The 21,068-nt window shown below is 69.1% G+C and carries 23 protein-coding genes and 1 pseudogene; 9 read left to right on the top strand and 15 right to left on the bottom strand.

Features of this window, described 5'->3' with window-relative positions; translation table 11 throughout:
• Nucleotides 1-13: 13 nt before the first annotated feature.
• Nucleotides 14-979, bottom strand: a complete 966-nt coding sequence (locus ACFWDI_RS18825) for a zinc-binding dehydrogenase (RefSeq protein ID WP_385305281.1) — start codon at nucleotides 977-979, stop codon at nucleotides 14-16.
• A gap of 214 nt (nucleotides 980-1,193) precedes the next feature.
• Complete coding sequence (locus ACFWDI_RS18820; RefSeq protein WP_327326018.1) at nucleotides 1,194-2,405, bottom strand: NADP-dependent malic enzyme; 1,212 nt, start codon at nucleotides 2,403-2,405, stop codon at nucleotides 1,194-1,196.
• Nucleotides 2,406-2,934: 529 nt separating this feature from the next.
• Between ACFWDI_RS18820 and ACFWDI_RS18815 the strand changes: the two genes are divergently transcribed.
• Genes ACFWDI_RS18815 through ACFWDI_RS18805 form a run of 3 tightly spaced genes read left to right on the top strand, consistent with a single transcriptional unit; the run spans nucleotide 2,935 to nucleotide 5,654 of the window.
• Nucleotides 2,935-3,894 (top strand): ABC transporter substrate-binding protein, encoded by a 960-nt coding sequence (locus tag ACFWDI_RS18815; RefSeq protein ID WP_385305279.1) that lies wholly within the window; start codon nucleotides 2,935-2,937, stop codon nucleotides 3,892-3,894.
• Between the two features lie 42 nt (nucleotides 3,895-3,936).
• Nucleotides 3,937-4,896: an amino acid ABC transporter permease gene (locus ACFWDI_RS18810; RefSeq protein WP_385305277.1), complete on the top strand. Its 960-nt coding sequence runs from the start codon at nucleotides 3,937-3,939 to the stop codon at nucleotides 4,894-4,896.
• Entirely contained in the window at nucleotides 4,893-5,654 is a 762-nt protein-coding gene (locus tag ACFWDI_RS18805) for an amino acid ABC transporter ATP-binding protein (RefSeq protein WP_385305275.1), read from the top strand. Before ACFWDI_RS18810 ends, ACFWDI_RS18805 begins: the two co-directional genes overlap by 4 nt.
• Before the next feature lie 59 nt (nucleotides 5,655-5,713).
• Here the strand turns inward: ACFWDI_RS18805 and ACFWDI_RS18800 are convergent, their stop codons facing one another.
• Nucleotides 5,714-6,487 carry a class I SAM-dependent methyltransferase gene (locus ACFWDI_RS18800; protein WP_385305273.1) on the bottom strand — a complete coding sequence of 258 codons (774 nt, stop codon included), beginning with the start codon at nucleotides 6,485-6,487 and terminating at the stop codon, nucleotides 5,714-5,716.
• Between the two features lie 80 nt (nucleotides 6,488-6,567).
• On the opposite strand from ACFWDI_RS18800, the gene ACFWDI_RS18795 reads away from it, so the two are divergent.
• Nucleotides 6,568-7,197, top strand: a complete 630-nt coding sequence (locus tag ACFWDI_RS18795) for a CGNR zinc finger domain-containing protein (protein WP_327326014.1) — start codon at nucleotides 6,568-6,570, stop codon at nucleotides 7,195-7,197.
• Here ACFWDI_RS18795 and sodX read toward each other — a convergent pair.
• The gene (gene sodX, locus ACFWDI_RS18790; RefSeq protein WP_385305271.1) at nucleotides 7,101-7,520 is read right to left on the bottom strand and encodes a nickel-type superoxide dismutase maturation protease; all 420 of its coding nucleotides are present in this window, start codon (nucleotides 7,518-7,520) and stop codon (nucleotides 7,101-7,103) included. The genes ACFWDI_RS18795 and sodX overlap by 97 nt on opposite strands.
• 150 nt (nucleotides 7,521-7,670) lie before the next feature.
• Between sodX and sodN the strand changes: the two genes are divergently transcribed.
• Complete coding sequence (gene sodN / locus ACFWDI_RS18785; protein ID WP_108152448.1) at nucleotides 7,671-8,066, top strand: superoxide dismutase, Ni; 396 nt, start codon at nucleotides 7,671-7,673, stop codon at nucleotides 8,064-8,066.
• Between the two features lie 7 nt (nucleotides 8,067-8,073).
• On the opposite strand, the pseudogene ACFWDI_RS18780 reads toward sodN, so the two are convergent.
• The 5 genes and pseudogenes from ACFWDI_RS18780 to ACFWDI_RS18760 form a co-directional block, all read right to left on the bottom strand.
• A pseudogene (locus ACFWDI_RS18780) lies at nucleotides 8,074-8,289 on the bottom strand (site-specific integrase); the annotation flags it as partial.
• A gap of 44 nt (nucleotides 8,290-8,333) precedes the next feature.
• A complete protein-coding gene (locus ACFWDI_RS18775; RefSeq protein WP_385305269.1) occupies nucleotides 8,334-9,008 on the bottom strand; it encodes a methyltransferase domain-containing protein in 675 nt (224 codons plus the stop codon).
• A 158-nt stretch (nucleotides 9,009-9,166) separates the two neighbouring features.
• Nucleotides 9,167-9,520, bottom strand: a complete 354-nt coding sequence (locus tag ACFWDI_RS18770; protein ID WP_215016539.1) for a VOC family protein — start codon at nucleotides 9,518-9,520, stop codon at nucleotides 9,167-9,169.
• A gap of 166 nt (nucleotides 9,521-9,686) precedes the next feature.
• Nucleotides 9,687-10,889 (bottom strand): low temperature requirement protein A, encoded by a 1,203-nt coding sequence (locus tag ACFWDI_RS18765; RefSeq protein WP_385305267.1) that lies wholly within the window; start codon nucleotides 10,887-10,889, stop codon nucleotides 9,687-9,689.
• A gap of 118 nt (nucleotides 10,890-11,007) precedes the next feature.
• Entirely contained in the window at nucleotides 11,008-11,976 is a 969-nt protein-coding gene (locus tag ACFWDI_RS18760) for a LysR family transcriptional regulator (protein ID WP_385305266.1), read from the bottom strand.
• A gap of 179 nt (nucleotides 11,977-12,155) precedes the next feature.
• Between ACFWDI_RS18760 and snpA the strand changes: the two genes are divergently transcribed.
• Nucleotides 12,156-12,815, top strand: coding sequence for a snapalysin (snpA, locus tag ACFWDI_RS18755; RefSeq protein ID WP_385305264.1), 660 nt, complete (start codon nucleotides 12,156-12,158; stop codon nucleotides 12,813-12,815).
• A gap of 138 nt (nucleotides 12,816-12,953) precedes the next feature.
• Complete coding sequence (locus tag ACFWDI_RS18750) at nucleotides 12,954-13,430, top strand: group II truncated hemoglobin (protein ID WP_385305262.1); 477 nt, start codon at nucleotides 12,954-12,956, stop codon at nucleotides 13,428-13,430.
• Nucleotides 13,431-13,439: 9 nt separating this feature from the next.
• On the opposite strand, the gene ACFWDI_RS18745 is transcribed toward ACFWDI_RS18750, so the two are convergent.
• The 5 genes from ACFWDI_RS18745 to ACFWDI_RS18725 all read right to left on the bottom strand — a co-directional run bounded on the left by ACFWDI_RS18745 (nucleotide 13,440) and on the right by ACFWDI_RS18725 (nucleotide 17,660).
• Complete coding sequence (locus tag ACFWDI_RS18745; protein ID WP_385305260.1) at nucleotides 13,440-13,880, bottom strand: DUF6304 family protein; 441 nt, start codon at nucleotides 13,878-13,880, stop codon at nucleotides 13,440-13,442.
• A 101-nt stretch (nucleotides 13,881-13,981) separates the two neighbouring features.
• Nucleotides 13,982-14,326: a hypothetical protein gene (locus ACFWDI_RS18740; protein WP_385305258.1), complete on the bottom strand. Its 345-nt coding sequence runs from the start codon at nucleotides 14,324-14,326 to the stop codon at nucleotides 13,982-13,984.
• A 44-nt stretch (nucleotides 14,327-14,370) separates the two neighbouring features.
• Nucleotides 14,371-14,952, bottom strand: a complete 582-nt coding sequence (locus tag ACFWDI_RS18735; RefSeq protein WP_385305317.1) for a dihydrofolate reductase family protein — start codon at nucleotides 14,950-14,952, stop codon at nucleotides 14,371-14,373.
• A 165-nt stretch (nucleotides 14,953-15,117) separates the two neighbouring features.
• Nucleotides 15,118-16,149 (bottom strand): family 2 encapsulin nanocompartment cargo protein polyprenyl transferase, encoded by a 1,032-nt coding sequence (locus ACFWDI_RS18730; RefSeq protein ID WP_385305315.1) that lies wholly within the window; start codon nucleotides 16,147-16,149, stop codon nucleotides 15,118-15,120.
• 86 nt (nucleotides 16,150-16,235) lie between these two features.
• Nucleotides 16,236-17,660: a family 2B encapsulin nanocompartment shell protein gene (locus tag ACFWDI_RS18725; protein WP_385305256.1), complete on the bottom strand. Its 1,425-nt coding sequence runs from the start codon at nucleotides 17,658-17,660 to the stop codon at nucleotides 16,236-16,238.
• A gap of 240 nt (nucleotides 17,661-17,900) precedes the next feature.
• Between ACFWDI_RS18725 and ACFWDI_RS18720 the strand changes: the two genes are divergently transcribed.
• Both ACFWDI_RS18720 and ACFWDI_RS18715 read left to right on the top strand, forming a co-directional pair.
• A complete protein-coding gene (locus ACFWDI_RS18720; RefSeq protein ID WP_385305254.1) occupies nucleotides 17,901-18,491 on the top strand; it encodes an N-acetylmuramoyl-L-alanine amidase in 591 nt (196 codons plus the stop codon).
• Nucleotides 18,492-18,501: 10 nt separating this feature from the next.
• On the top strand, nucleotides 18,502-19,473 hold the full coding sequence (locus ACFWDI_RS18715; RefSeq protein ID WP_385305252.1) for a 1-aminocyclopropane-1-carboxylate deaminase/D-cysteine desulfhydrase: 972 nt from the start codon (nucleotides 18,502-18,504) through the stop codon (nucleotides 19,471-19,473).
• On the opposite strand, the gene ACFWDI_RS18710 is transcribed toward ACFWDI_RS18715, so the two are convergent.
• The gene (locus tag ACFWDI_RS18710) at nucleotides 19,452-21,050 is read right to left on the bottom strand and encodes a Na+/H+ antiporter (protein WP_385305250.1); all 1,599 of its coding nucleotides are present in this window, start codon (nucleotides 21,048-21,050) and stop codon (nucleotides 19,452-19,454) included. The two genes, ACFWDI_RS18715 and ACFWDI_RS18710, sit on opposite strands and share 22 nt — an antisense overlap.
• Nucleotides 21,051-21,068 lie beyond the last annotated feature (18 nt).

Genomic DNA, 21,068 nt, shown 5'->3' with positions numbered 1-21,068 from the left:
ACCTGACGGTCCATCAAGAGGGCGTCAGCACGATCTTCCCGAAGAGGTCGCCGCCGGCCATCCGCTCGAAGCCCTCCCTGGCCCGGTCCAGCGGCAGCACCTCGTCGATCACCGGCCGTACGCCCGTCGCCGCGCAGAAGGAGAGCAGATCCTCCAACTCGTCCTTCGAACCCATCGTCGAGCCGACGACCTTGAGCTCCAGGAAGAAGATCCGGGTCAGCTCGGCGTGCGAGGGGCGGTCGCCGCTGGTCGCGCCCGAGATCACCAGCGTGCCGCCGGGCCTCAGCGACTTGACCGAGTGCGACCAGGTCGCGGCGCCGACCGTCTCGATGACGGCGTCCACGCGCCGCGGCAGCCGCGCGCCGGGCTCGTACGCCTCCTCCGCGCCCAGTTCGACGGCTCGCTTCCGCTTGGCCTCGTCGCGGCTGGTGGCGTAGACGCGCAGGCCCGCCGCCTTGCCGAGAACGATCGCGGCGGTCGCCACGCCACCGCCCGCGCCCTGCACGAGGACCGAATCCCCGGGCCGCACCCCGGCGTTGGTGAACAGCATCCGGTACGCGGTGAGCCAGGCGGTCGGCAGACAGGCGGCCTCCTCGAAGCTGAGCTCCTTCGGCTTCGGCAGGACGTTCCAGGCCGGGACGGTGACCTGCTCGGCGAAGGTGCCCTGGTAGCGCTCGGTGAGGATGGAGCGCGGCTCGTTCGGGCCGACACCGTGCCCGGTCTGGCCGATGACGGAGTGGACCACGACCTCGTTGCCGTCCGCGTCGATGCCCGCGGCGTCGCAGCCGAGGATCATCGGCAGCTTGTCCTCGCCGAGGCCGACACCCCGCAGCGACCAGAGGTCGTGGTGGTTGAGCGAGGCGGCCTTGACGGTGACGGTGGTCCAGCCGGGGCGGACCTCGGGGGCCGGGCGTTCGCCCAGCTCCAGGCCGTTGAGAGGGGCGTCGCGGTCGATGCGGGCGGCGTAGGCGGCGAACATGACCTTGACGATAGGACGGGGACGGGACGCGACGGAACCACTCCGAGGTGTGACACGCACCGCGTTGCGCCGTGGACGCCTCGGGCGTCGCCACCTGTTCGGACGAAGCCCAGGAACGAAGTTCTGCCGGTCCCGCCAACGGAACGGGCCGTGCCGCACCCCCCGAGGGGTGCGGCACGGCCCGTTCTCGTACGCCGAACGCGTCAGCGACCCGTCAACGCCTCGCGACACCCTCCGCGCGCGCAGCCGCCGCCACCGCGGCGGTGACCGCCGGGGCCACGCGCTCGTCGAACGGGGACGGGATCACATAGTCGGCCGCCAGCGCGTCGCCCACCACGTCCGCCAGCGCGTTCGCCGCCGCGATCTTCATGCCCTCGGTGATCCGGGACGCCCGCACCTGCAGCGCACCCGCGAAGATGCCCGGGAAGGCCAGCACGTTGTTGATCTGGTTCGGGTAGTCACTGCGACCCGTGGCCACCACCGCCGCGTACCGGTGCGCGACATCGGGGTGCACCTCCGGGTTCGGGTTGGCCATCGCGAAGACGAAGGCTCCCGGCGCCATCGAGGCGACCGCGGGCTCGGGCACCGTACCGCCGGAGACGCCGATGAAGACGTCCGCGCCGGCCAGCGCGGTCTCCAGCGAGCCGCTCAGCCCCGCCCGGTTCGTGATCTCCGCGAGCTCCCGCTTGACCGGCGTCAGGTCCTCGCGGTCGGCGCTGACGATGCCCTTGCGGTCGGCCACCGCCACATCGCCGATGCCCGCCTCCAGCAGGAACTTCGCGATGGCCACGCCGGCCGCTCCGGCGCCGGAGATGACGGCGCGCAGGTCACCGAGACCGCGCCCGGTCAGCTTCGCGGCGTTCCGCAGCGCGGCGAGGGTCACCACGGCGGTACCGTGCTGGTCGTCGTGGAAGACGGGGATGTCGAGGCGCTCCTGGAGCTTGCGCTCGATCTCGAAGCACCGCGGTGCCGAGATGTCCTCGAGGTTCACGCCGCCGAAGGACGGCGCGAGCCGCACAACCGTCTCGACGATCTCGTCCGCGTCCTTGGTGGCGAGCGCGATCGGCACCGCGTCCACGCCGCCGAACTGCTTGAAGAGGATGGCTTTCCCCTCCATCACCGGAAGCGACGCCTCCGGACCGATGTCACCGAGACCGAGCACCGCGGTCCCGTCCGTCACGACGGCGACGACCTGCGACTTCCAGGTGTAGTCGTGGACAAGCTCGGGCTGCTCCGCGATCGCGGTGCAGACCTTGGCGACGCCGGGTGTGTACGCGAGGGACAGGTCGTCCTTGTCGCGGATCGGCACGGTGGCCTGGACGGCCATTTTGCCGCCGCGGTGCAGCGCGAAGGCCGGATCGAAGGGCTCCTCGGGAGCACTCTCCGTACCGCTGTCGCTGCGAGGATTGACGATCTCCGCTGCCATTTGGTTGACCCCTTAAGTCTTCATCTGTTGAGGGTGGCCACTCCTGGTTGAGGAGGGGTGGGCGGGCACCGCGTCCGTGCCCTGCCGCAGCGGTTGGCCCGCCTGGCAGGGGGAGGTACGTACGCGCGGGCGCGCCGCACACGCGCCCTGAGCCCCGGATGAGGGGTGTAAACGTCCTTCATACCGGACGGACGGCACCGCGACGAGTCGTTATCCACGCGGTGACACGACTCATGGCCGAATATCTGGACACGTCCGCTTTGCGCACTGAAAGCCGTCCGCGAAGCAAGACAGACCGCAGATTTTCCGGTCGGGAGAAGGCATTCCCGTAAGAGGTCCGGCCTTGATGTACCGGCCTCCTGGGGTTCGGGGGTGACCCGTTACCCGATTTTGACATGCGCGGCCCCCTGATTGGGCTAGTCCGAATGGCAAGATGCCGAAAACACTCAAGGTCGCGACACTCGAAGGTGAGTACAACGACCGGAATGTCCAAAAAGGCTGCCACCTCACCCGCCGGAGGATCCTGATCATGACCGCAAGCAACACCTGTCGTACGACCGCCGCCCGTTCCCGGATCGCCGCGGTCGGCGCAATCGCGGTCGCCGGCTCGCTGATGCTCACCGCCTGTGGTGACCAGACCAACTCCGGCACCTCGGCGTCCGGGGGCACCAAGGAGAGCAGCGCTGCGCTCTTCGACAAGCTGCCGAAGAAGTACCAGGACGCCGGCGTGATCAAGGTCGGTACGGACGCCGCGTACGCCCCGATGGAGTACGAGGAGGGCGGCAAGATCGTCGGCATCGACCCCGACATCGCCGCGGCCCTCGGCACTCAGCTCGGCGTCAAGTTCCAGTTCACCAGCGGCACCTTCGACGGCCTGATCTCCTCGCTCAACACCGGCCGCCAGGACATCGTCATGTCCGCCATGAGCGACACCAAGGCCCGCCAGGAGGGTCTGGACGACAAGGGCAAGAAGGTCGGCCAGGGCGTCGACTTCGTCGACTACTTCACTTCCGGCGTCTCGCTCCTGGTCAAGAAGGGCAACCCGGAGAGCATCAAGTCGCTCGACGACCTGTGCGGCAAGAAGGTGGCCGTCCAGCGCGGCACGATCTACGAGGACACCTTCAAGACCCAGGCCGCCAAGTGCAGCAAGGACGGCAAGGGCAAGCTCACCATCGAGGCGTTCGACACCGACGCCGAGGCCCAGACCCGCGTGAAGTCCGGCGGCGCTGTCGCCGACCTCAACGACTACCCGGTCGCCGCGCACATCGCGAAGACCGCGGGCGGCGGCAAGGACTTCGAGGTCGCGGGCGACCAGACCGACGCCGGTCCGTTCGGCATCGCCGTCGACAAGGACAACGCGCAGCTTCGTGACGCGCTCAAGGAAGCGCTGAACGCGATCATCAAGAACGGCGAGTACACGAAGGTCCTGGAGAAGTGGGACGTCAAGGACAGCGCCGTGACCGAGGCGACCGTCAACGCCGGCAAGTAATACGGCGTTCTCGCCTCAAGCGTTCACTGAAGGGCAGTCACTGTGACTGACAAGTTCGACAAAACGCCCCCCGACGAGCCGCCGGCGGACTCGGCGGTCAGCAAGGGGGCATTCATTCCCCCTGAGAAGATCAAGGCCATCCCGGTACGGCACTGGGGCCGCTGGGTCAGCGGTGTCGTCGTCGTGGCGCTGCTGGGCACGCTGGTGTACTCGTTCTCGCAGGGCGACGTCAACTGGGGCACGGTCGGGGACTTCGTCTTCGACGACCGGATCCTGGCGGGCATGGGCCGCACGGTGCTGATCAGCGTGCTGTCGATGCTGATCGGCCTGATTCTGGGCATTGTTTTCGCGGTCATGCGGCTGTCGAAGAACCCGGTGACGGGTGCGGTGTCCTGGCTGTACATCTGGTTCTTCCGCGGCACACCGGTGTATGTGCAGCTGCTGCTCTGGTTCAACCTCGCGCTGATCTTCCCCGTCCTGAACCTCGGGTTCTACAAGGACGAGATGGTCGACGTCATGACCCCGTTCGTGGTCGCCCTGCTGGGCCTGGGCCTGAACGAGGGCGCCTACATGGCCGAGATCGTCCGGGCCGGCATCCAGTCGGTCGACGAGGGCCAGACCGAGGCTTCGCACGCGCTGGGCATGCCCACCGGCAAGACCATGCGGCGGATCGTGCTCCCACAGGCGATGCGGGTGATCGTGCCGCCGACCGGGAATGAGTTCATCAACCTGCTCAAGACCTCCTCCCTGGTGTCCGCGGTGCAGTACAACGAACTGCTCCGCGCGGCGACGAACATCGGCTCCACGTCGTTCGCGGTCATGGAGATGCTGCTGGTGGCCTCGATCTGGTACCTGGCTCTGACCAGCGTCTTCAGCGTCGGCCAGTACTACGTCGAGCGCTACTACGCCCGCGGATCGCTGCGGCAGCTGCCGCCGACGCCGTGGCAGAAGGTCAAGGCCAACTTGCTGTCGCTCGGCGGCCCGCGTGGAGGTGTCGCATGAACGCCATGGTGAAGGCCGAGGGCGTCCACAAGTCCTACGGTTCCGCGCACATCCTCAAGGGCATCGATCTTGAGGTCGCCCCGCGTGAGGTGTTCTGCCTGGTCGGCCCGTCCGGTTCCGGCAAGTCCACCTTTCTGCGCTGCATCAACCACCTGGAGCAGATCAACGCCGGCCGGCTCTCGGTCGACGGTCGGCTGGTGGGCTACCGGCAGAAGGGCGACAAGCTCTACGAGCTGAAGGACAGCGAGGTCGCGGCGCAGCGCCGGGACATCGGCATGGTCTTCCAGCGCTTCAACCTGTTCCCGCACATGACCGCTCTGGCGAATGTCATGGAAGCCCCGATCCAGGTCAAGGGCGAGTCCAAGGCCGTGGCCCGGGCCCGCGCGGAGCGGCTGCTGGACCGGGTGGGCCTGGCCGACAAGGCCAAGAACTACCCCTCCCAGCTCTCCGGCGGCCAGCAGCAGCGCGTCGCCATCGCCCGCGCGCTGGCGATGGAACCGAAGCTGATGCTCTTCGACGAGCCGACCTCCGCCCTCGACCCGGAGCTGGTGGGTGACGTCCTGGACGTCATGCGCGGCCTGGCCGAGGACGGCATGACCATGATCGTCGTCACCCACGAGATGGGCTTCGCCCGCGAGGTCGGCGACGCCCTGGTCTTCATGGACGACGGCGTCGTGGTCGAATCCGGCCACCCCCGCGACGTGCTGACCAACCCCCAGCACGACCGCACCAAGTCCTTCCTCTCGAAGGTTCTGTAGTCACACGAGAGGGCGGTACGGACGCGATGTCCGTACCGCCCTCTCGCGTTGTCCGGAAGCTACTTCACAGCCAGCAGCAGCGTGTCGGAGGGCGAGGCCCACACGGCGCGGGCCTCGCCGAATCCGGCCGTGCGCAGCGTCTCGGCGTGCCAGTGCGGGGACGGCATGTCCCCGTCGGCGTGCTCGCCGTAGATCTCGTAACGCTTGGCGGTCGGCCCGGCGAGTACGGGGTCCTCGGCGGCCAGGGCCCACCATCCGGACCAGTCGAGCGAACCGGCGGCCTTGGCCCGCTCCATGTGGGCGTGCCGGCGGGCCCGCTCGGCGGCGTTGATGCGTGGGGTGGTGCTGTCGATCATGTGGTCGGCGTTCATGAAGACACCGCCGTCCCGCACGAGCCCCGCGATCTGCCCGTACAGCGCGGCGAGGGGCTCGTTGTGCAGCCAGTGCAGGGCGGTGGCGGTGAGCACGGCGTCGTACTGGTCGTACGGCAGCTTCCTGACCCACTCGGGGTCCTTCAGGTCGGCGGTGACGAAGGTGATGCGCTCGTCGCCGTCGAAGTACCCCTCCGCGATGGTCAACAGGGCGGGGTCCAGATCCACCCCCGTACTGGTGGCCTTCGGGAACCGCTTGAGCAGCCGGTCCGTGATACTTCCCGTACCGCAAGCGAGATCCAGCACCCTCGGCTCGGGGCCCACCAGGTCCTCGACCATGTCCAGCATCACCCGGAACCTCTCCTCGCGGTCGGGCATGTACCACTCCTGCTGCCGGTCCCAGCTCTCCTGCCACGCCCGCCAGTCGGTCCCCGTACCCGTCCCTGCCGCCGTCTCCGCCACCGGAACCCTCCCGTCCGTAATACCCTCGAAGCATCATCAGCTGTTACGTCGACACTAGAACGCCGCGGTAAGGACTACAAGTGGAACTGGCCTATTACTCGGACTATGCCGTGCGCCTGGTCAACACCGAGGAGCCGGCTCGCAACAAGGACTCCCTCACCTCGGTCGAGTCCATTCGCGAGCTCTTCGGCGAGTCTTCCCAGGCCGCGCGCCGCGCCACCGACGCGGATGTCACCCGTTTCCGGTCCGTACGGGGCCGTCTGCGCGCGGTCTTCACCGCGGCCGACGCCGGCGACGAGACCCAGGCGGTCGACCTGCTCAACTCACTGCTGCTGGAGTTCCCGGTGAACCCGCAGATCTCGGGCCACGACTTCCGGGACGAGGACGGCCGCCCGAAGTGGCACATGCACCTGGCCGACCACCCGTCCAATGCGACGGCGGGGTACGCCGCGATCGCCGCGATGGGGCTCGCGTTCCATCTCACGGAGTACGGCGTCGACCGGCTCGGCCTCTGCGAGGCAGCACCGTGCCGCAACGCCTACCTCGACACCTCGACCAACCGCTCACGCCGCTACTGCTCGGACCGCTGCGCGACCCGCGCCAACGTGGCTGCCTACCGCGCCCGCAAACGTCTCGAGACGGAACGGTCCGCGAGCACGAGCCGCAGCGACGACGCCGCCCAGGAGACGACCCCGCGAACCGACCGCTGATCCTCGGCCAGCGGCCGGTATCTGCCGCGCACCCGCCCCAGCAGCAACTCGTGGGGCACTGTGCCGAACAGCCGGCTGTCCCCCTCCGCCCCCGGGTTGTCCCCGAGCACCCACCAGCCGTCCTCGCGCCGCTCGACGAGCCGCTTGACGATGAGCAGATCCTGTTGCAGCGGATGGCGCAGTACGGCGACGTCGCCGGCCTTCACCTCCGCGCCGTAATGCACCAGCAGTTGATCGCCGTGCTTCAGCGTCGGGTACATGGATGGACCCGACACTTCGGCGACCCCGAATGGCGCTCTCGGCTCCCGCCCCTGCTCAGTCATCCGCCACCTCCGAGTCCCACGGTATGTTCGGCCACCGGTCCCATACTGACCCTGGACTTTTGTCCTAAGCCCTAGGGGGCACCCGCGAAAACGCGTCTCTCACGGAGTAATGTCCCACCTGAGAAGACGATCACGAGGAAGGACAGCTCAATGCTCTCCCGCCTGTTTGCCCCCAAGGTGAAGGTCAGCGCCCACTGCGACCTCCCCTGCGGTGTATACGACCCGGCCCAGGCCCGCATCGAGGCCGAGTCGGTCAAGGCCGTCCAGGAGAAGTACCAGGCCAACGAGGACCCGCACTTCCGGGCCCGCGCCACGGTCATCAAGGAGCAGCGCGCGGAGCTCGCCAAGCACCACGTCTCGGTGCTGTGGAGCGACTACTTCAAGCCCCCGCACTTCGAGAAGTACCCGGAGCTGCACCAGCTGGTCAACGACGCCCTCAAGGCGCTGTCGACCGCGAAGGCCTCGACGGACCCGGCGACGGGCCAGAAGGCGCTGGACTACATCGCCCAGATCGACAAGATCTTCTGGGAGACGAAGAAGGCTTGATCTTCGATCATGCCCTCTGACCTGCAATTTCCTTGGTTGCAGTGTCTCCGAGTCCGCACCCGGTCCGCAGTCCGCCGAGCACGGCGTCCATGACGGAGCGGGTGCGGTCTTCTTCGCCCGGCCGGAGGTGCGCGTGGATCCGCAGCGCGATGACGGCGGACGCGTGGCCGAGGACGAGCTGGACCTGCCTGACTCTCGCTCCGTCGGCGATGAACGCCTCGGCCGCCTGGAGCCTGACGGGATCCCCATCCGGCAGGCTGGACGCGCTCATGCATTCGATCGAACAGCCCCTGCCCAGGCTTTACGGGCGAGCAGGTGAATCTCCTGGAACTGCCGTCGGTCGGTGGGCTGAGGCTCGCGAACCATCCGGGCCACCTCGGCCAACCCGGACTTGCGCAGCATCGCGGCGAGGTGATCAGGCGACCACCGATAGGCCGGGGCGACTGTGTGATCGAAGACCTGCGTCAGGTGAGACGGATCGTCGCTGGCCGAAAAGCCGACCAGAAGGTGGCCGCCAGGTGCCAGCACGCGGTGGAACTCCGCCAGGATGACGGGGAGTTCCTGCGGCGGAGTGTGGATGATGGACCAACGTGAGAGTGCGCCGCCCAGCACGCCGTCGGCGATGTTCAACGCGGCCATCGAGCCCACGTCGAACCGCAGGCCCGGATAGGCCTGTCGAGCCAACTCGATCATCGCAGGAGAGGCATCGACACCAAACGCCGCCAGCCCCAACTCGTCCAGATACGCAGTGACATGGCCAGGCCCACACCCCAGGTCCGCGACCTGACCGTCCCCACTCGCACTGACGACCTCGGCGAAGGCACCCAAGATCGCGCGGTCCAGGGGGCTGTCACGCAGCGTGTCGCGGAACAGCTGCGCATAGGTGGGGGCAGCAGCGTCGTAACCCTCGCGGGTGGCACTGAGGGCATCGTGTTGGACCATGCTCGCGACAGTAGTTCCTGGCCCCGAGGCGAGCCGAGAGAATCACGATCTTCCCTCCCGCCCGTTCGCCCGGGCTATCGCTGGTTCAGAGAACCATGCATCCGCTGCCCGATGCTCCGGCCCGACCCAGGCGAGCGAAGGCGCCTCGTCGAGATCAGCTACTGACGCCGCTGGCCAAGGACACAGAACTCGTTACCTTCGGGGTCTGCCAATACAACCCACGATTGATCACCCTGGCCAATATCAACACGCTGTGCGCCATGAGCCACCAGACGAGCCACCTCGGCGTCCTGGTCATCAGGCCTGAAGTCGAGATGCAGTCGGCTCTTGACCTTCTTGCTCTCATCAAGCCGGACGAAGTCCAACCCCGGCAGGCGATCCGGCTCCGGGCGGATCTCGAACTCCTCATCAGAGGAGTGGACCACAACCCAGCCAAGAGCCGTAGCCCACCACTGCCCCAAGGCCACCGGATCTACCGAGTGAACAATTACCTGTTCCCATTCCAAGGTCATCAGCCGAGCCTATACCTGGCAGGGCTCCGAAAACAGACACGCATGCAGTGGGCCAACTGACCTGTTTTTTCGCTTAGTTCGGAGAGTCCGCCGTACCTCGCCGTCCGCAGGCAGTCCGCCGAGCACGGCGTCCATGACGGAGCGGGTGCGGTCTTCTTCGCCAGGCTCACGCCCCGCCCGTCTCGGCGGCCCGGTCCTTCCGGCTGCGCAGGACCACCATTCCCGTCACCGCCGTGGCCAGCAGCCCCAGCGCGACGAGTGCCGGCATCAGGACGACGACCGCTCCCGCGCACAGGCAGCCGAGCCCTCCGGCGATGAGGATCACAGACCTCCGGCCGCCGGTGCGCAGCAGGATCGCGGCTGCCGCCAGCAGGAAGACACCCACGCCTCCGGCGAGCGCCCAGGCCACCACCCCGTGCAGCGGTTCGGACAGGTCGTAGTGCTCGGTGTCGGCGACCTGGTGGAGCACCGTCTTCATGCCCAGGGCGGTGAGTACGACTCCCGCGACGAGCGGCAGGTGCAGGAACGTGTAGGCGTCGCGGGCCAGCCGGGTGCGGGCATCACCGTCCAGAGTGGTCAGCCGGTGTTCGGCCGGTTCGCTGATCTGCCGGAAGTACACGCGCCACAGCCCGGCGACGACCAACAGGCCCGCGGCGGCAGCTGCCAGCACCGGCATGGTGAGGGGAAGTCCGGACACCCCCACCCCGATCGCAACGATGGACTCGCCCAAGGCGATGATCACGATCAGGCCGTGCCGCTCGGCGAAGTGCCCCGGCGAGGTGACACGCCAGCCCGATGCCCCCGTGACATAGACCCCGAAGTAGTCGATCACGACCGCGCCGAGCCACAACAGCACCTGCGTGACGCCGGTGAACGCGCTGCCGATCAGCAGCAGCACGAACGGCGGCGCCACCGACAGCAGCGCCGTCCGGCGCAGCGTCACATGGAGCGCCTCGTCACCGGGGCTGGAGATCCAGTAGGAGACCAGGTGCAGGATGCGGACCGCGCCGTAGCAGAGCACGAACACCAGTGGTGCGGACAGGCCGCCGGGCGCGTCGGTGTAGACCTGCGGGACGGCCAGTGAGACGACGAGCACCACCGCCATCACCGCGACCAGCACGGCGAACATCCCCCCGGTGTCGGCTCGCACCACATTGCCCAGCCAGGCGAAACAACACCAGCACCACCACAGCAGTGCCAGCACCACGGCCGCGCCGAGCATCCGCAGCAGGCTCGGGTCGGCCGCCATCAGGGCGGTGACCTGAGTGATCGCGTAGACGAACACCAAGTCGAAGAACAGCTCGGCCGGCGTCACCCGGTGACTGCCCTCGGTGGCAATCATCCGGGAACGCTCTCTACCTGTCGCCATGGCCTCTCCCCCTCTGGAGCCCACCACTCGGTCCGGTCGGCCACGCGCGGAAGGATACCCACGGCGGCACCGTCGGCGACGTGACCGATCGAGGCGCCATCAGTCCGCCGAGCCGCCCTCAGGCCGCGGGCGCGGGCGCGTGCAGTAACGGGCTCTTGTGCCGCAGCAGCCACTGCCGGTACGCGGCCGCGCGCAGGGCCGCCTCCCGGTACGCCGCCTCCAGCTCCTCGTACACCGCCGCGTACAGCTCCACGCACGCTCCGGGTCTGGAGAACAGCAGCAGCCGCACGGCGAGCGGGTCGCCACGCAGCGGACGGATCGCCATGTCCTCGCGCGGTCCCGAGGTCGGCTGGCACGGCGCGACCGCCTCGCCGACCGCGATCAGGGACGCGGCGGTGAGGTAATCCCCGTGCAGAACAGGTGGATTGAGGCCCGCTGCGCCGAGCACTCGGCGCAGCCCGTCCCATTCGCCGTCCACCGTCGGGTCGACCATCCAGCGGTCCCCGGCCAGGTCGGTCAGCTCCACGACGGCTGCGGCGGCCGCCGGATGGTCGCGGGCCATCGAGATGAACTGCGGCTCGCGCTCCACCAGTACGCGTACGGCGAGTCCGTCGGGCACCAGGAGCGGACAGCCCTCCACCTCGTGCACGAAGGCGACATCGAGCTGACCCGCGGCGACCATCCGCAGCAGCGCGTTGGCGGAGACGTCCATGTGCAGCGAGATCTCGGTTCCGGACAGCCGCTCGCGCAGCCGGCGCAGCCAGCCTGCCAGCGCGCGGCTGGCGGTGGAGCCGATGCGCAGCCGGGGGCCGCCGGCCCGCGCCGCGGCCGCCTTGGCCTCCACGACGAGCGCGGCCATTTCGGCCACCAGCGGGCGGGCCCGGCTCAGCACGGAGCGGCCCAGCGGGGTCGGCCGACAGCCGGTGCGTTCACGCGAGAAAAGCTCCGCGCCGAGGGAGTTCTCGATACGCCGCAGCTGCGTCGTCAAGGACGGCTGGCTCATGCCCAGTTGTCGGGCGGCTTTGTGCAGGCTGCCGCTGTCCGCTATGGCGCACAGCGCACGGAGGTGCCTCACCTCGAGCTCCATGACCCGAGCGTAGAGCCGCCTCAACTGTCACACCAGACACACGAGTTGGGGCACACAGGGCAGAACTGGACAGGGTGATGCGTTCGTGCTATCGGCAGTTGGCATCATCCGGAACGCATCAGGCTCCTCAACACTCTCCCCAAGCAAACCCGTTCATTGGATGAGCAGGAGCCCCCCACATGCGTCACTCCAGAACCGTACTCTCCGCCGCCCTCGGCATCGGCCTCGCCGCCGCGCTGAGCGCGGTGCCCGCGACCGCAGCCACGACGACGGCCAACTCCCCTACGGCCGCCGCCTCTTCGTCGTACTCCGCCTACGCCGGCTCGTCGGCGAATGCGAAGGCGACCAAGGCCTTCTTCGACGCCGTCGTGAAGTCGGTCGCCGAGAAGCGCGCCGCGAACCCCGGCGCGCAGGCCGTGACGGTCGTCTACAGCACCAGCGGCGCACCCAGCTTCCGCAGCCAGATATCCCAGAGCACCCAGATCTGGAACAGCTCCGTCAGCAATGTGAAACTGCAGGAAGGTTCGGGTGCGGACTTCTCCTACCGCGAGGGCAATGACTCCCGCGGCTCGTACGCCAGCACCGACGGGCACGGCCGCGGCTACATCTTCCTCGACTACGCACAGAACCAGCAGTACAACTCCACCCGGGTCACCGCCCATGAGACCGGGCACGTGCTCGGCCTGCCGGACCACTACTCGGGCCCGTGCAGCGAGCTGATGTCGGGCGGCGGCCCCGGCACGTCCTGCCAGAACGCCAACCCGGATGCGCAGGAGCGTGCCCGGGTGGACACCCTGTGGGCCAACGGCCTGGCGGCGGCGATCGCCCGCGTCTCCTGACCGGTCCCTGAGCACGAGAGGCGCCCCGCCGGCCCACGGCGGGGCGCCTTCCGCTCTCGGCGGAAGTAGTCGGAAACGCTTGGGCCTGCGGACAGGGCCGTGAATCCTGGGACCCACACGCCGGAGCCAGGAGGACCCGTGACCGAAGAGACGGACAGGCCGGACGAGCGTCCCGCGACGCTGTACGAGGCCGTGGGCGGCGCGGACGCGCTGCGGCGGCTGAGCAACACCTTCTACGACGCGGTCCTCGCCGACCCGCTGCTCGCCCCCGTCTTCGCCGACTTCACCCCCACCCACATCGAGCATGTCGCCGTGTGGCTGGCCGAGGTCTTCGACGGACCTGCCCGCTTCACCGCCGAGCTCGGTGGCCACCAGGCCCTGCTCCGCGCCCACCTCGGGCTCTCGATCACCGAGGAGCAGCGGCTGCGCTGGATGGAGCTGATGACGGACGCGGTGGCGAAGGAGCTCCCGGACGACGAGCTGCTGCGCCGCCGGGTGGTGGAGTACTTCGACTGGGGTACGAAGATCGCCCGTGGGGTCTCGGCCGACGCGGTGGGCACGGATCTCGGTGAACCGGGCCCGACGCCGCGCTGGGGCCGGAACGGAGTGCGCTGAGGGCCTCCGTCAAGCACCCACCGGCGCCGACTGCCCGAGCTCCGCACCGGGCGGCAGCTGGCCTCGGATACGGCTGAGGGCGTCGTCGAAGTCACCACCGGCGACGCCGGATTCGTACGCGGCTCCGCCGTAGTGCAGGGTCAGATTGAGGTCGGCGCGGTCGAGCTGCCCGTCCGGCTGTGCCTCGCCGAGCGTCAACAAGCAGCTGAGCGTGGCCCGTTGGACCGTGCCGTCCGAGTGGACGGGCAGTGGCATGTCCCACTCCAGTACGCAGGAGGACAGCACCCCACTCAGGCCCACCGGCTCGAGGGTGGCGAAAGTCGCCCCTCCGTACTCGATTCCCCTGATGTGCGTGCGCAGTTGCTGCCCGTGCGCCGCTATCGTGACCGCTTCCGCGCCCAGCCGGTCGCGGTACCAGCCCGCCCAGATTTCCGTCGACTCCGATGACATGGCGCGGACTGTAGCGGTACGACTGCTTCCGCCGAACAGCAGGGATGCCTCAGGTGGTCCCGACCCCTGCGCCGGGCTCCTTGCCGGGCCCCGCGTCGGCCTCAGTCACCCGGTCGGCCGACCGGCTTCCCGGCCACGTTCTTGTTCGCCTTCCCGGCCGAGTTCGCCACCGGCTTCTCGGCCGGCTTCTCGGCCGGCTTCTCGGCCGGCTTCTCGGCCGACCGATGGGCCGCCTTCCTGTTCGGCCACCTGTACGGCTTCTCGACCACTTCCTCGGCGTGCTCGGCACACTCCGGATTACGGCAGGGGCCGGGGCCCCACACGGGGACGAACGCCCCTAGCGTCTTGTGTCGTCTGATGGCCGTGCCGACAGGCTGTCCGCAGGCGGGGCACACCTTCTCCTCGGCCTGCGGGCGGCGGACGATCCGGCGCCCTTCGCTGCCCATACCTCCAGGATATGGCGGTATGGGCAGACCGGACAGCCCTGCGGTCACAGCTCCCTGCGGTACTTCCTGACGATCACGCCATTGTCGAAGGTGCGCACGGAGTCGAGCGCGAACTCACCGATGCCGAACTCTGCGGCGAACATGGGCATGCCCGCGCCGAGGATCACCGGGTAGGTCTTGATGACGAGCTCGTCGACCTCGCCCATCAGCTGTCCCGCCAGGTTCGCACCGCCGCAGAGGTAGATGCCGAGCCCGTCCTCCTGCTTGAGCTCCCGGATCTTGGCCACCACATCGCCGGAGACGATCTCCACATGCGGGTCGGGCGACTCCTTGATACTCCGGGACGCCACGTACTCCCGCAGATGTGCGTACGGGCTGGTGACCTGGAGGTCCAGGGCGAGGTCATAGCTGGCCCGACCCTGGATGATCACGTCGAACTCGCTGTTCGGCGCGTCGTCCACACCGAGCGCCTGGCGCCCCATGGTCGGCAGGGTATCCGGGCATTCCGTCCTGAGGTACTCGAGGAAGTCGCCGGTCACGAACGGCATGAAGCAGTCACCCTTGCCGTCCGGGGCTCCGATGAAGCCGTCGATCGACGCGGCGATGAAGTAGCTGAGCTTGCGCAAGCCGGTCCTCTTTGTCATGGGGTGATGGGAGTGGCCGCAAGGCGTGGGGTCTTCCCTGCCGGAACCACTCCGCCCATAGTGCTCCACTTGTAGTGGTTGCGCAAGGCATTTCCCGGGGAGGGAACCGGATGCCTCAACTCCTGTTCGGCTCACGCCACATGGGCCTCAGCGTGTGCGGCGAGTGACGAATTCGGCCAGGGACAGCAGATCGCCCGCCGCCGACAGGTCCGGCACCGCGCGCGAGAGCTCATGGACGGCACCCGCCATCCGGTCGGCCGCCTGCAGCTGCGCCCAGTCGCGGCCGCCCGCACGGTCGACCGCCTCGGCGGCACGGCGGACTGCCGAGGCGTCCATAGGCCCGCGGTAGAGCTGCGCCAGCTCGGCGCCCGCCGGGGTGCCCGATGCCAGCGCCGCGACCACCGGCAGGGACTTCTTGTGGGCCGCCAGATCGGCGCCTGCCGGTTTGCCTGTCCGGTCGGGGTCTCCCCAGATCCCGACCAGATCGTCGATGAGCTGGAAGGCGAGCCCCGCCTCCCGCCCGAAAGCGTCCATGGCAGCCACCTCCTCCTCACCCGCGCCCGCGTACAGCGCGCCGAGCGCGCACGCACAGCCGAGCAGCGCCCCGGTCTTGGCCGTCGCCATGTCGAGACACTCCTCCAGGGAGACCTCGTGCGGCGCACGCTCCTCGAAGGCGCAGTCCGCCTGCTGTCCGGCGCACAGCTCGACGACGCAGGCCGTGAGCCGCTTCGACGCGGCGGCCGACGCGGGGTGCCGGTCCTCGGCGAGCAGCTGCAGCGCGAGAGCGAGCAGCGCGTCGCCCGCGATGATGGCGGCCGGGGTGCCGAAGACCGTCCAGGCGGTGGGGCGGTGCCTGCGGGTGGTGTCCTCGTCGATGACGTCGTCGTGGAGGAGCGTGAAATTGTGCGCCAGCTCCACAGCGGCAGCCGCCCGTACGGCCGGCTGCGGGTCTCCGCCCAGCGCCCGGGCGGCGGCCAGTACGAGCGCGGGCCTGATGGCCTTGCCCGCCGCTCCCGCGGCCGGCGCCCCGTCGGCATGCTCCCAGCCGAAGTGGTACATCGCGACGGGGCGTATGGATGCCGGCAACGACTCGACGGTCGCGCGCAGTTGCGGATCGACGGTGCTTCTGGTGCGTCCGAGAAGCGCGACGGCCTCGCTGCCCTCGACGGTGTCCTGCATGGTCAACTCAGCGTTCCTTTCGAGGTGTTGGGCCGAGCTGTCGCGCCGGGGGCGCCGCGTGGCACCGGGCCCCCGGCCGCGTCGGTTCACCGCCAGCGGCTGACCTCGACGTTCTCCAGGACGCCGAGCGCGTCGGGCACGAGCACCGCCGCCGAGTAGTAGGCCGTGACCAGGTAGGAGATGATCGCCTGCTCGTCGATGCCCATGAAGCGCGCGGACAGGCTCGGCTCGATCTCGTCCGGGATTCCGCTCTGCTGCAGTCCGATGACGCCCTGATCGGCCTCGCCCGTACGCATACAGATGATCGACGTCGTACGGGCGTCGCTCACCGGGATCTTGTTGCACGGGAAGATCGGCACGCCGCGCCAAGCCGGCACATGATGCCCGGCGACCTCCACAGTCTCGGGGACCAGCCCGCGCTTGTTGCACTCGCGCCCGAAGGCGGCGACGGCCCGCGGGTGGGCGAGGAACAGCTTCGACCCGCGCCGCCGCGACAGCAGTTCGTCCATGTCGTCGGGGCTCGGCACTCCGTCGTGCGGCTGCAGCCGCTGACCGTAGTCGCAGTTGTTCAGCAGGCCGAACTCCCGGTTGTTGACGAGCTCGTGCTCCTGGCGCTCCCGCAGCGCCTCGATCGTGAGCCGCAACTGCTGCTCGGTCTGGTTCATCGGCTGGTTGTAGAGGTCGGCGACGCGGCTGTGGACCTTCAGTACGGTCTGGGCGACGCTCAGTTCGTACTCGCGCGGCGCCGCTTCGTAGTCGACATAGGTGTGCGGTACGACGGCTTCGCCGACATGGCCGGCGGACAGATCGATCTCCGCCTCGCCGTACTTGTTGGTCCGCTGCTGCGGCAGTTCGGAGAGCCCGGCCAGATGCGTACGCAGCGACTCCTCACGCTCCGCGAGGTTCAGCACATCGTCCCTGGTCAGGACGAGCACGGTGCATGCGGTCGCCGCGCGTGCGGTGTACTCCCAGACGGCTTCCCGGTCCGTGAGCGTCCGGTCGCCGAAGTACGCACCGTCGGCGAGGACGCCGAGCACCGCCTCGTCGCCGTACGGGCCGCTGCCGAGCTGCTCCACCCGGCCGTGCGCCAGGAGGAAGACGCGACCCGCTTCCGAGCCGGATGCGGCCAGCACCTCGCCGGGCGCGAACTCCCGTTGCTCACAGCGGTTCGCCAGCTCGGCAAGCACCGCCTCGTCGCCGAACTCCCGCAGTGCGGGCAGTTCGCCGAGCTCGGCGGGGATGACCGCCACCCGGTCGCCGGTCTGCACGAACGTCACGCGTCCGTCGCCGACCGAGTAGCTCAGGCGGCGGTTCACCCGGTAGGTACCGCCCTGTACTTGCACCCACGGCAGCATGCGCAGCAGCCACCGTGAGGTGATCTCCTGCATCTGCGGGACCGACTTGGTGGTGGTCGCAAGGTTCCGCGCGGCTGCCGTACCGAGACTCTGCTGCTGCGCCGTCTGCTGCCCGCGGATCTCGTCGCCGACCGGACCAACCGAACCAACCGACATGGGACTCCCTCTCGATCATGGGGTCTGACCTGCGAAGGGAAGCCTTCCAGCACAGCGAGTTCCGGCGCCATTACACAAATGAGTGGGACTGGATCGGGTGGGCCCGGGGCACTGTCCGGATCGGCTCGCTCACCGTGTGAACGGATGGTCCATCCACGGGAGTTCGGGTACAAGCACGATACGGAGCATTCCGCCCGGAACATTCCGCTCCGATCCCCTCACCCCCACAAGGAGACGGCCATGTCACCACCCATGTCCGCGAACAGCTTCCTCGACGCCCTGCGCGACGAGGGGCTGACGGTCGTCGAAGTCGGCGAATGGCGTACGCACAACCGCAACCACAAGGGCCCCTGGGGCCCCGTCCACGGCGTGATGATCCATCACACCGTCACCAAGGGCTCCGCGAGCACCGTCCGTATCTGCCGGGACGGTTACGCGAGCCTGCCGGGTCCGCTCTGTCACGGCGTCATCACCAAGGACGGCAGAGTCCATCTCGTCGGCTACGGGCGCGCCAACCATGCGGGTCTGGGCGACGACGACGTGCTGCGCGCGGTCATCGCGGAGAAAGCTCTCCCGCCGGACAACGAGGCGAACACCGATGGAAACCGCCATTTTTACGGCTTCGAGTGCGAGAACCTCGGCGACGGCGAGGATCCATGGCCGGCGGTCCAGCTGGAGGCGATCGAGAAGGCCGCGGCGGCGATCTGCCGGCGCCACGGCTGGACCGCGCGGTCGGTGATCGGCCACCTGGAATGGCAGCCGGGGAAGGTCGACCCGCGGGGCTTCACGATGAACTCGATGCGCGCACGCATCGACGAGCGTCTGAAGTGACAATGGGCAGGTGACCTGGGAAGCGTTCGACCTCACCGCCGCGCTGCGGCCGCGGCTGCCGTCGCCGCTGCAGCCGGTCGAGGATGAGCGCTTCGCCCGCCACGGCGTACGTCTGCTGCTCAAGCGCGAGGACTTGATCCACCCGGACCTCCCGGGCAACAAGTGGCGCAAACTCGCCCCGAACCTGCACGCGGCGGCCGGCCGGCCGCTCTTGACGTTCGGCGGCGCGTACTCCAACCACCTGCGTGCCACGGCGGCCGCGGGCCGGCTGCTGGGCTTCGCGACGATCGGCATAGTCCGCGGCGACGAACTGGCCTCGCGCCCCTTGAACCCCTCGCTGTCCCGGTGCGCGGCGGACGGTATGCACCTGCATTTCGTGGACCGCGCGGCGTACCGCGGGAAGGACGCCCCGGAGGTGCGGGAGCGCATCCTGACGGCTGCGGCGGAATCGATGGAGCAGCGTTGCGCAGGAGGAGGGGCCGCCGGTTCGGGACGGGGCGGGGCCGGGGACATCTACGTCGTCCCGGAAGGCGGCAGCAACGCCCTCGCCGCCCAGGGCTGCACCGCCCTCGGCCACGAACTCCGCGACGTCGCGGACGTCATCGCCGTCGCCTGCGGGACCGGTGGGACCCTCGCCGGACTCGCGGCCGGCCTCGGGCCGGGCCGGCGCGCCATCGGGTTCCCGGTCCTCAGGGGCGGCTTCCTCGGCGACTCCATACGCGCCCTCCAGCGGGAGGCGTTCGGCGGCCCCGCCGGGAACTGGTCCCTCGACGAGCGCTTCCACTTCGGTGGATACGCCCGTACCACCCCCGGGCTGGACGCCTTCGCCGCGGACTTCGAGGCCCGCCACGGGCTGCCCGTCGAGCGCGTCTACGTCGCCAAGATGCTGTACGGCCTCACCGCGCTCGCCGCCGAGGGCGCCTTCCCGCCCGGCACCACCGTCGCCGCCGTCATCACCGGTCAGGACGATTCCTCGCGGTAGGCGGCCGCCTCCTCCAGATCCAGCCGGCGCAGCAGCGTACGCATCATCTCGTCATCGATCCGCCGCTGGTCCCGCAGCTGTACGAAGACCTCGCGCTCGGCGTCGATCATCTCCCGCGCGAACCGCCGGTAGGTGTCGTCCGCCGACTCGCCGGTCACCTCGTTCACCGTCCCGAGCCGCTCCCAGACCGAGTTCCGCCGCCGCTCCATCACGGTCCGCAGCCGGTCGACGAGCGGCGGCGGCAGCGCGCCCTGTTCGTCCTCCAGCAGCTCGTTCAACCGCACCTCCGCCGCCTGCGAGGCCTCGCTCTGGGCCTGTGCCTCGGCCAGCGTCTCGGCGTACCGGTCGCGGCCGGGCAGCTTCAGCGCCCGGATCAGCGCCGGCAGCGTGAGCCCCTGCACCACCAGCGTCGAGATCACCGTCGTGAAGGTCAGGAAGAGGACCAGGTTCCGCGCCGGGAAGGGCTCGCCGTCCGCCGTCGTCAACGGGATGGAGAAGGCGATCGCCAGCGAGACGACGCCTCGCATCCCGGCCCAGCCCACCACCACCGGCGCGGTCCAGTTGGTGTCCGACTCGCGCTCCCTGATCCGTTTCGACAGGCAGCGCGGCAGGAATGTCGCCGGGAAGACCCAGACGAACCGCACCACGACCACGGCGACGAAGACCCCGAAGGCGTACCAGAGCGATTCGCCGACGCCGTACCCGCCGAGACCCTTGAGTACGTAGGGCAGTTGCAGCCCGATCAGCGCGAAGACCGAGGACTCGAGGATGAACGCGACCATCTTCCAGACCGCCTCCTCCTGCAGCCGGGTCGCGAAGTCGACCTGCCAGGAGCGGTGCCCGAGATAGAGCGCGACGACGACCACGGCGAGCACTCCGGACGCCCCGACCTGCTCGGCCGCCGCGTACGCGACGAACGGGATGAGCAGCGAGAGCGTGTTCTGCAGGAGCGCTTCCTTGAGATGCGTACGCAGCCAGTGGATCGGCACCATCAGCACCAGGCCGACGACGACTCCGCCGACCGAAGCCAGCACGAACTCCTCGATGCCGCCGGCCCAGCTCGCGCCTTCGCCGACCGCCGCGGCCAGCGCCACCCTGAACGCGGTGATCGCGGTCGCGTCGTTCACCAGGGACTCGCCCTGCAGAATCGTGGTGATCCGGCTCGGCAGGCCCAGCCGGCGGGCGATCGCGGTCGCGGCGACCGCGTCCGGCGGCGCGATCACCGCGCCGAGCACCAGCGCCGCGGTCAGTGGCAGGTCCGGCACCAGCAGAAAGGCGAGGTAACCGACCGCGACGGTCGCGAAGAGGACATAGCCGACCGAGAGCAGCGCGACGGGCCGCAGATTCGCCCGGAGGTCGAGGTACGAACTGTCGACCGCGGCCTTGTACAGCAGCGGCGGCAGCACCAGCGGCAGCACGATGTTCGGGTCGAGCGTGTAGTCGGGCACCCCCGGCACGTACGCGGCGATCAGCCCCGCCGTCACCAGCAGCAGCGGTGCCGGGACCGGAGTCCGGCGGGCCGCCCCGGCGATCGCGGCGCTGGCCGCGATCAGCGCCACCAGCGGCAGTACGTCCATTTTCGCCCTCCTCACGTC

It is taken from the genome of Streptomyces sp. NPDC060064, from assembly GCF_042736455.1.
Taxonomy (GTDB): domain Bacteria; phylum Actinomycetota; class Actinomycetes; order Streptomycetales; family Streptomycetaceae; genus Streptomyces.
The sequence above is the reverse complement of the archived record's forward strand: the minus strand, read 5'-3'. Positions and strand labels throughout refer to the sequence as shown.

Excerpts from the sequence above, each read along its gene's own strand:
- ACFWDI_RS18720 (WP_385305254.1), top strand. The coding sequence starts at position 17,901 with ATGTCACCACCCATGTCCGCGAACAGCTTCCTCGACGCCCTGCGCGAC.
- ACFWDI_RS18710 (WP_385305250.1), bottom strand. The coding sequence starts at position 21,050 with ATGGACGTACTGCCGCTGGTGGCGCTGATCGCGGCCAGCGCCGCGATC.
- ACFWDI_RS18730 (WP_385305315.1), bottom strand. The coding sequence starts at position 16,149 with ATGCAGGACACCGTCGAGGGCAGCGAGGCCGTCGCGCTTCTCGGACGC.
- ACFWDI_RS18740 (WP_385305258.1), bottom strand. The coding sequence starts at position 14,326 with ATGGGCAGCGAAGGGCGCCGGATCGTCCGCCGCCCGCAGGCCGAGGAG.
- sodN (WP_108152448.1), top strand. The coding sequence starts at position 7,671 with ATGCTCTCCCGCCTGTTTGCCCCCAAGGTGAAGGTCAGCGCCCACTGC.
- ACFWDI_RS18805 (WP_385305275.1), top strand. The coding sequence starts at position 4,893 with ATGAACGCCATGGTGAAGGCCGAGGGCGTCCACAAGTCCTACGGTTCC.
- ACFWDI_RS18745 (WP_385305260.1), bottom strand. The coding sequence starts at position 13,880 with ATGTCATCGGAGTCGACGGAAATCTGGGCGGGCTGGTACCGCGACCGG.
- ACFWDI_RS18725 (WP_385305256.1), bottom strand. The coding sequence starts at position 17,660 with ATGTCGGTTGGTTCGGTTGGTCCGGTCGGCGACGAGATCCGCGGGCAG.
- ACFWDI_RS18760 (WP_385305266.1), bottom strand. The coding sequence starts at position 11,976 with ATGGAGCTCGAGGTGAGGCACCTCCGTGCGCTGTGCGCCATAGCGGAC.
- snpA (WP_385305264.1), top strand. The coding sequence starts at position 12,156 with ATGCGTCACTCCAGAACCGTACTCTCCGCCGCCCTCGGCATCGGCCTC.
- sodX (WP_385305271.1), bottom strand. The coding sequence starts at position 7,520 with ATGACTGAGCAGGGGCGGGAGCCGAGAGCGCCATTCGGGGTCGCCGAA.
- ACFWDI_RS18775 (WP_385305269.1), bottom strand. The coding sequence starts at position 9,008 with ATGGTCCAACACGATGCCCTCAGTGCCACCCGCGAGGGTTACGACGCT.
- ACFWDI_RS18765 (WP_385305267.1), bottom strand. The coding sequence starts at position 10,889 with ATGGCGACAGGTAGAGAGCGTTCCCGGATGATTGCCACCGAGGGCAGT.
- ACFWDI_RS18815 (WP_385305279.1), top strand. The coding sequence starts at position 2,935 with ATGACCGCAAGCAACACCTGTCGTACGACCGCCGCCCGTTCCCGGATC.
- ACFWDI_RS18770 (WP_215016539.1), bottom strand. The coding sequence starts at position 9,520 with ATGACCTTGGAATGGGAACAGGTAATTGTTCACTCGGTAGATCCGGTG.
- ACFWDI_RS18825 (WP_385305281.1), bottom strand. The coding sequence starts at position 979 with ATGTTCGCCGCCTACGCCGCCCGCATCGACCGCGACGCCCCTCTCAAC.
- ACFWDI_RS18820 (WP_327326018.1), bottom strand. The coding sequence starts at position 2,405 with ATGGCAGCGGAGATCGTCAATCCTCGCAGCGACAGCGGTACGGAGAGT.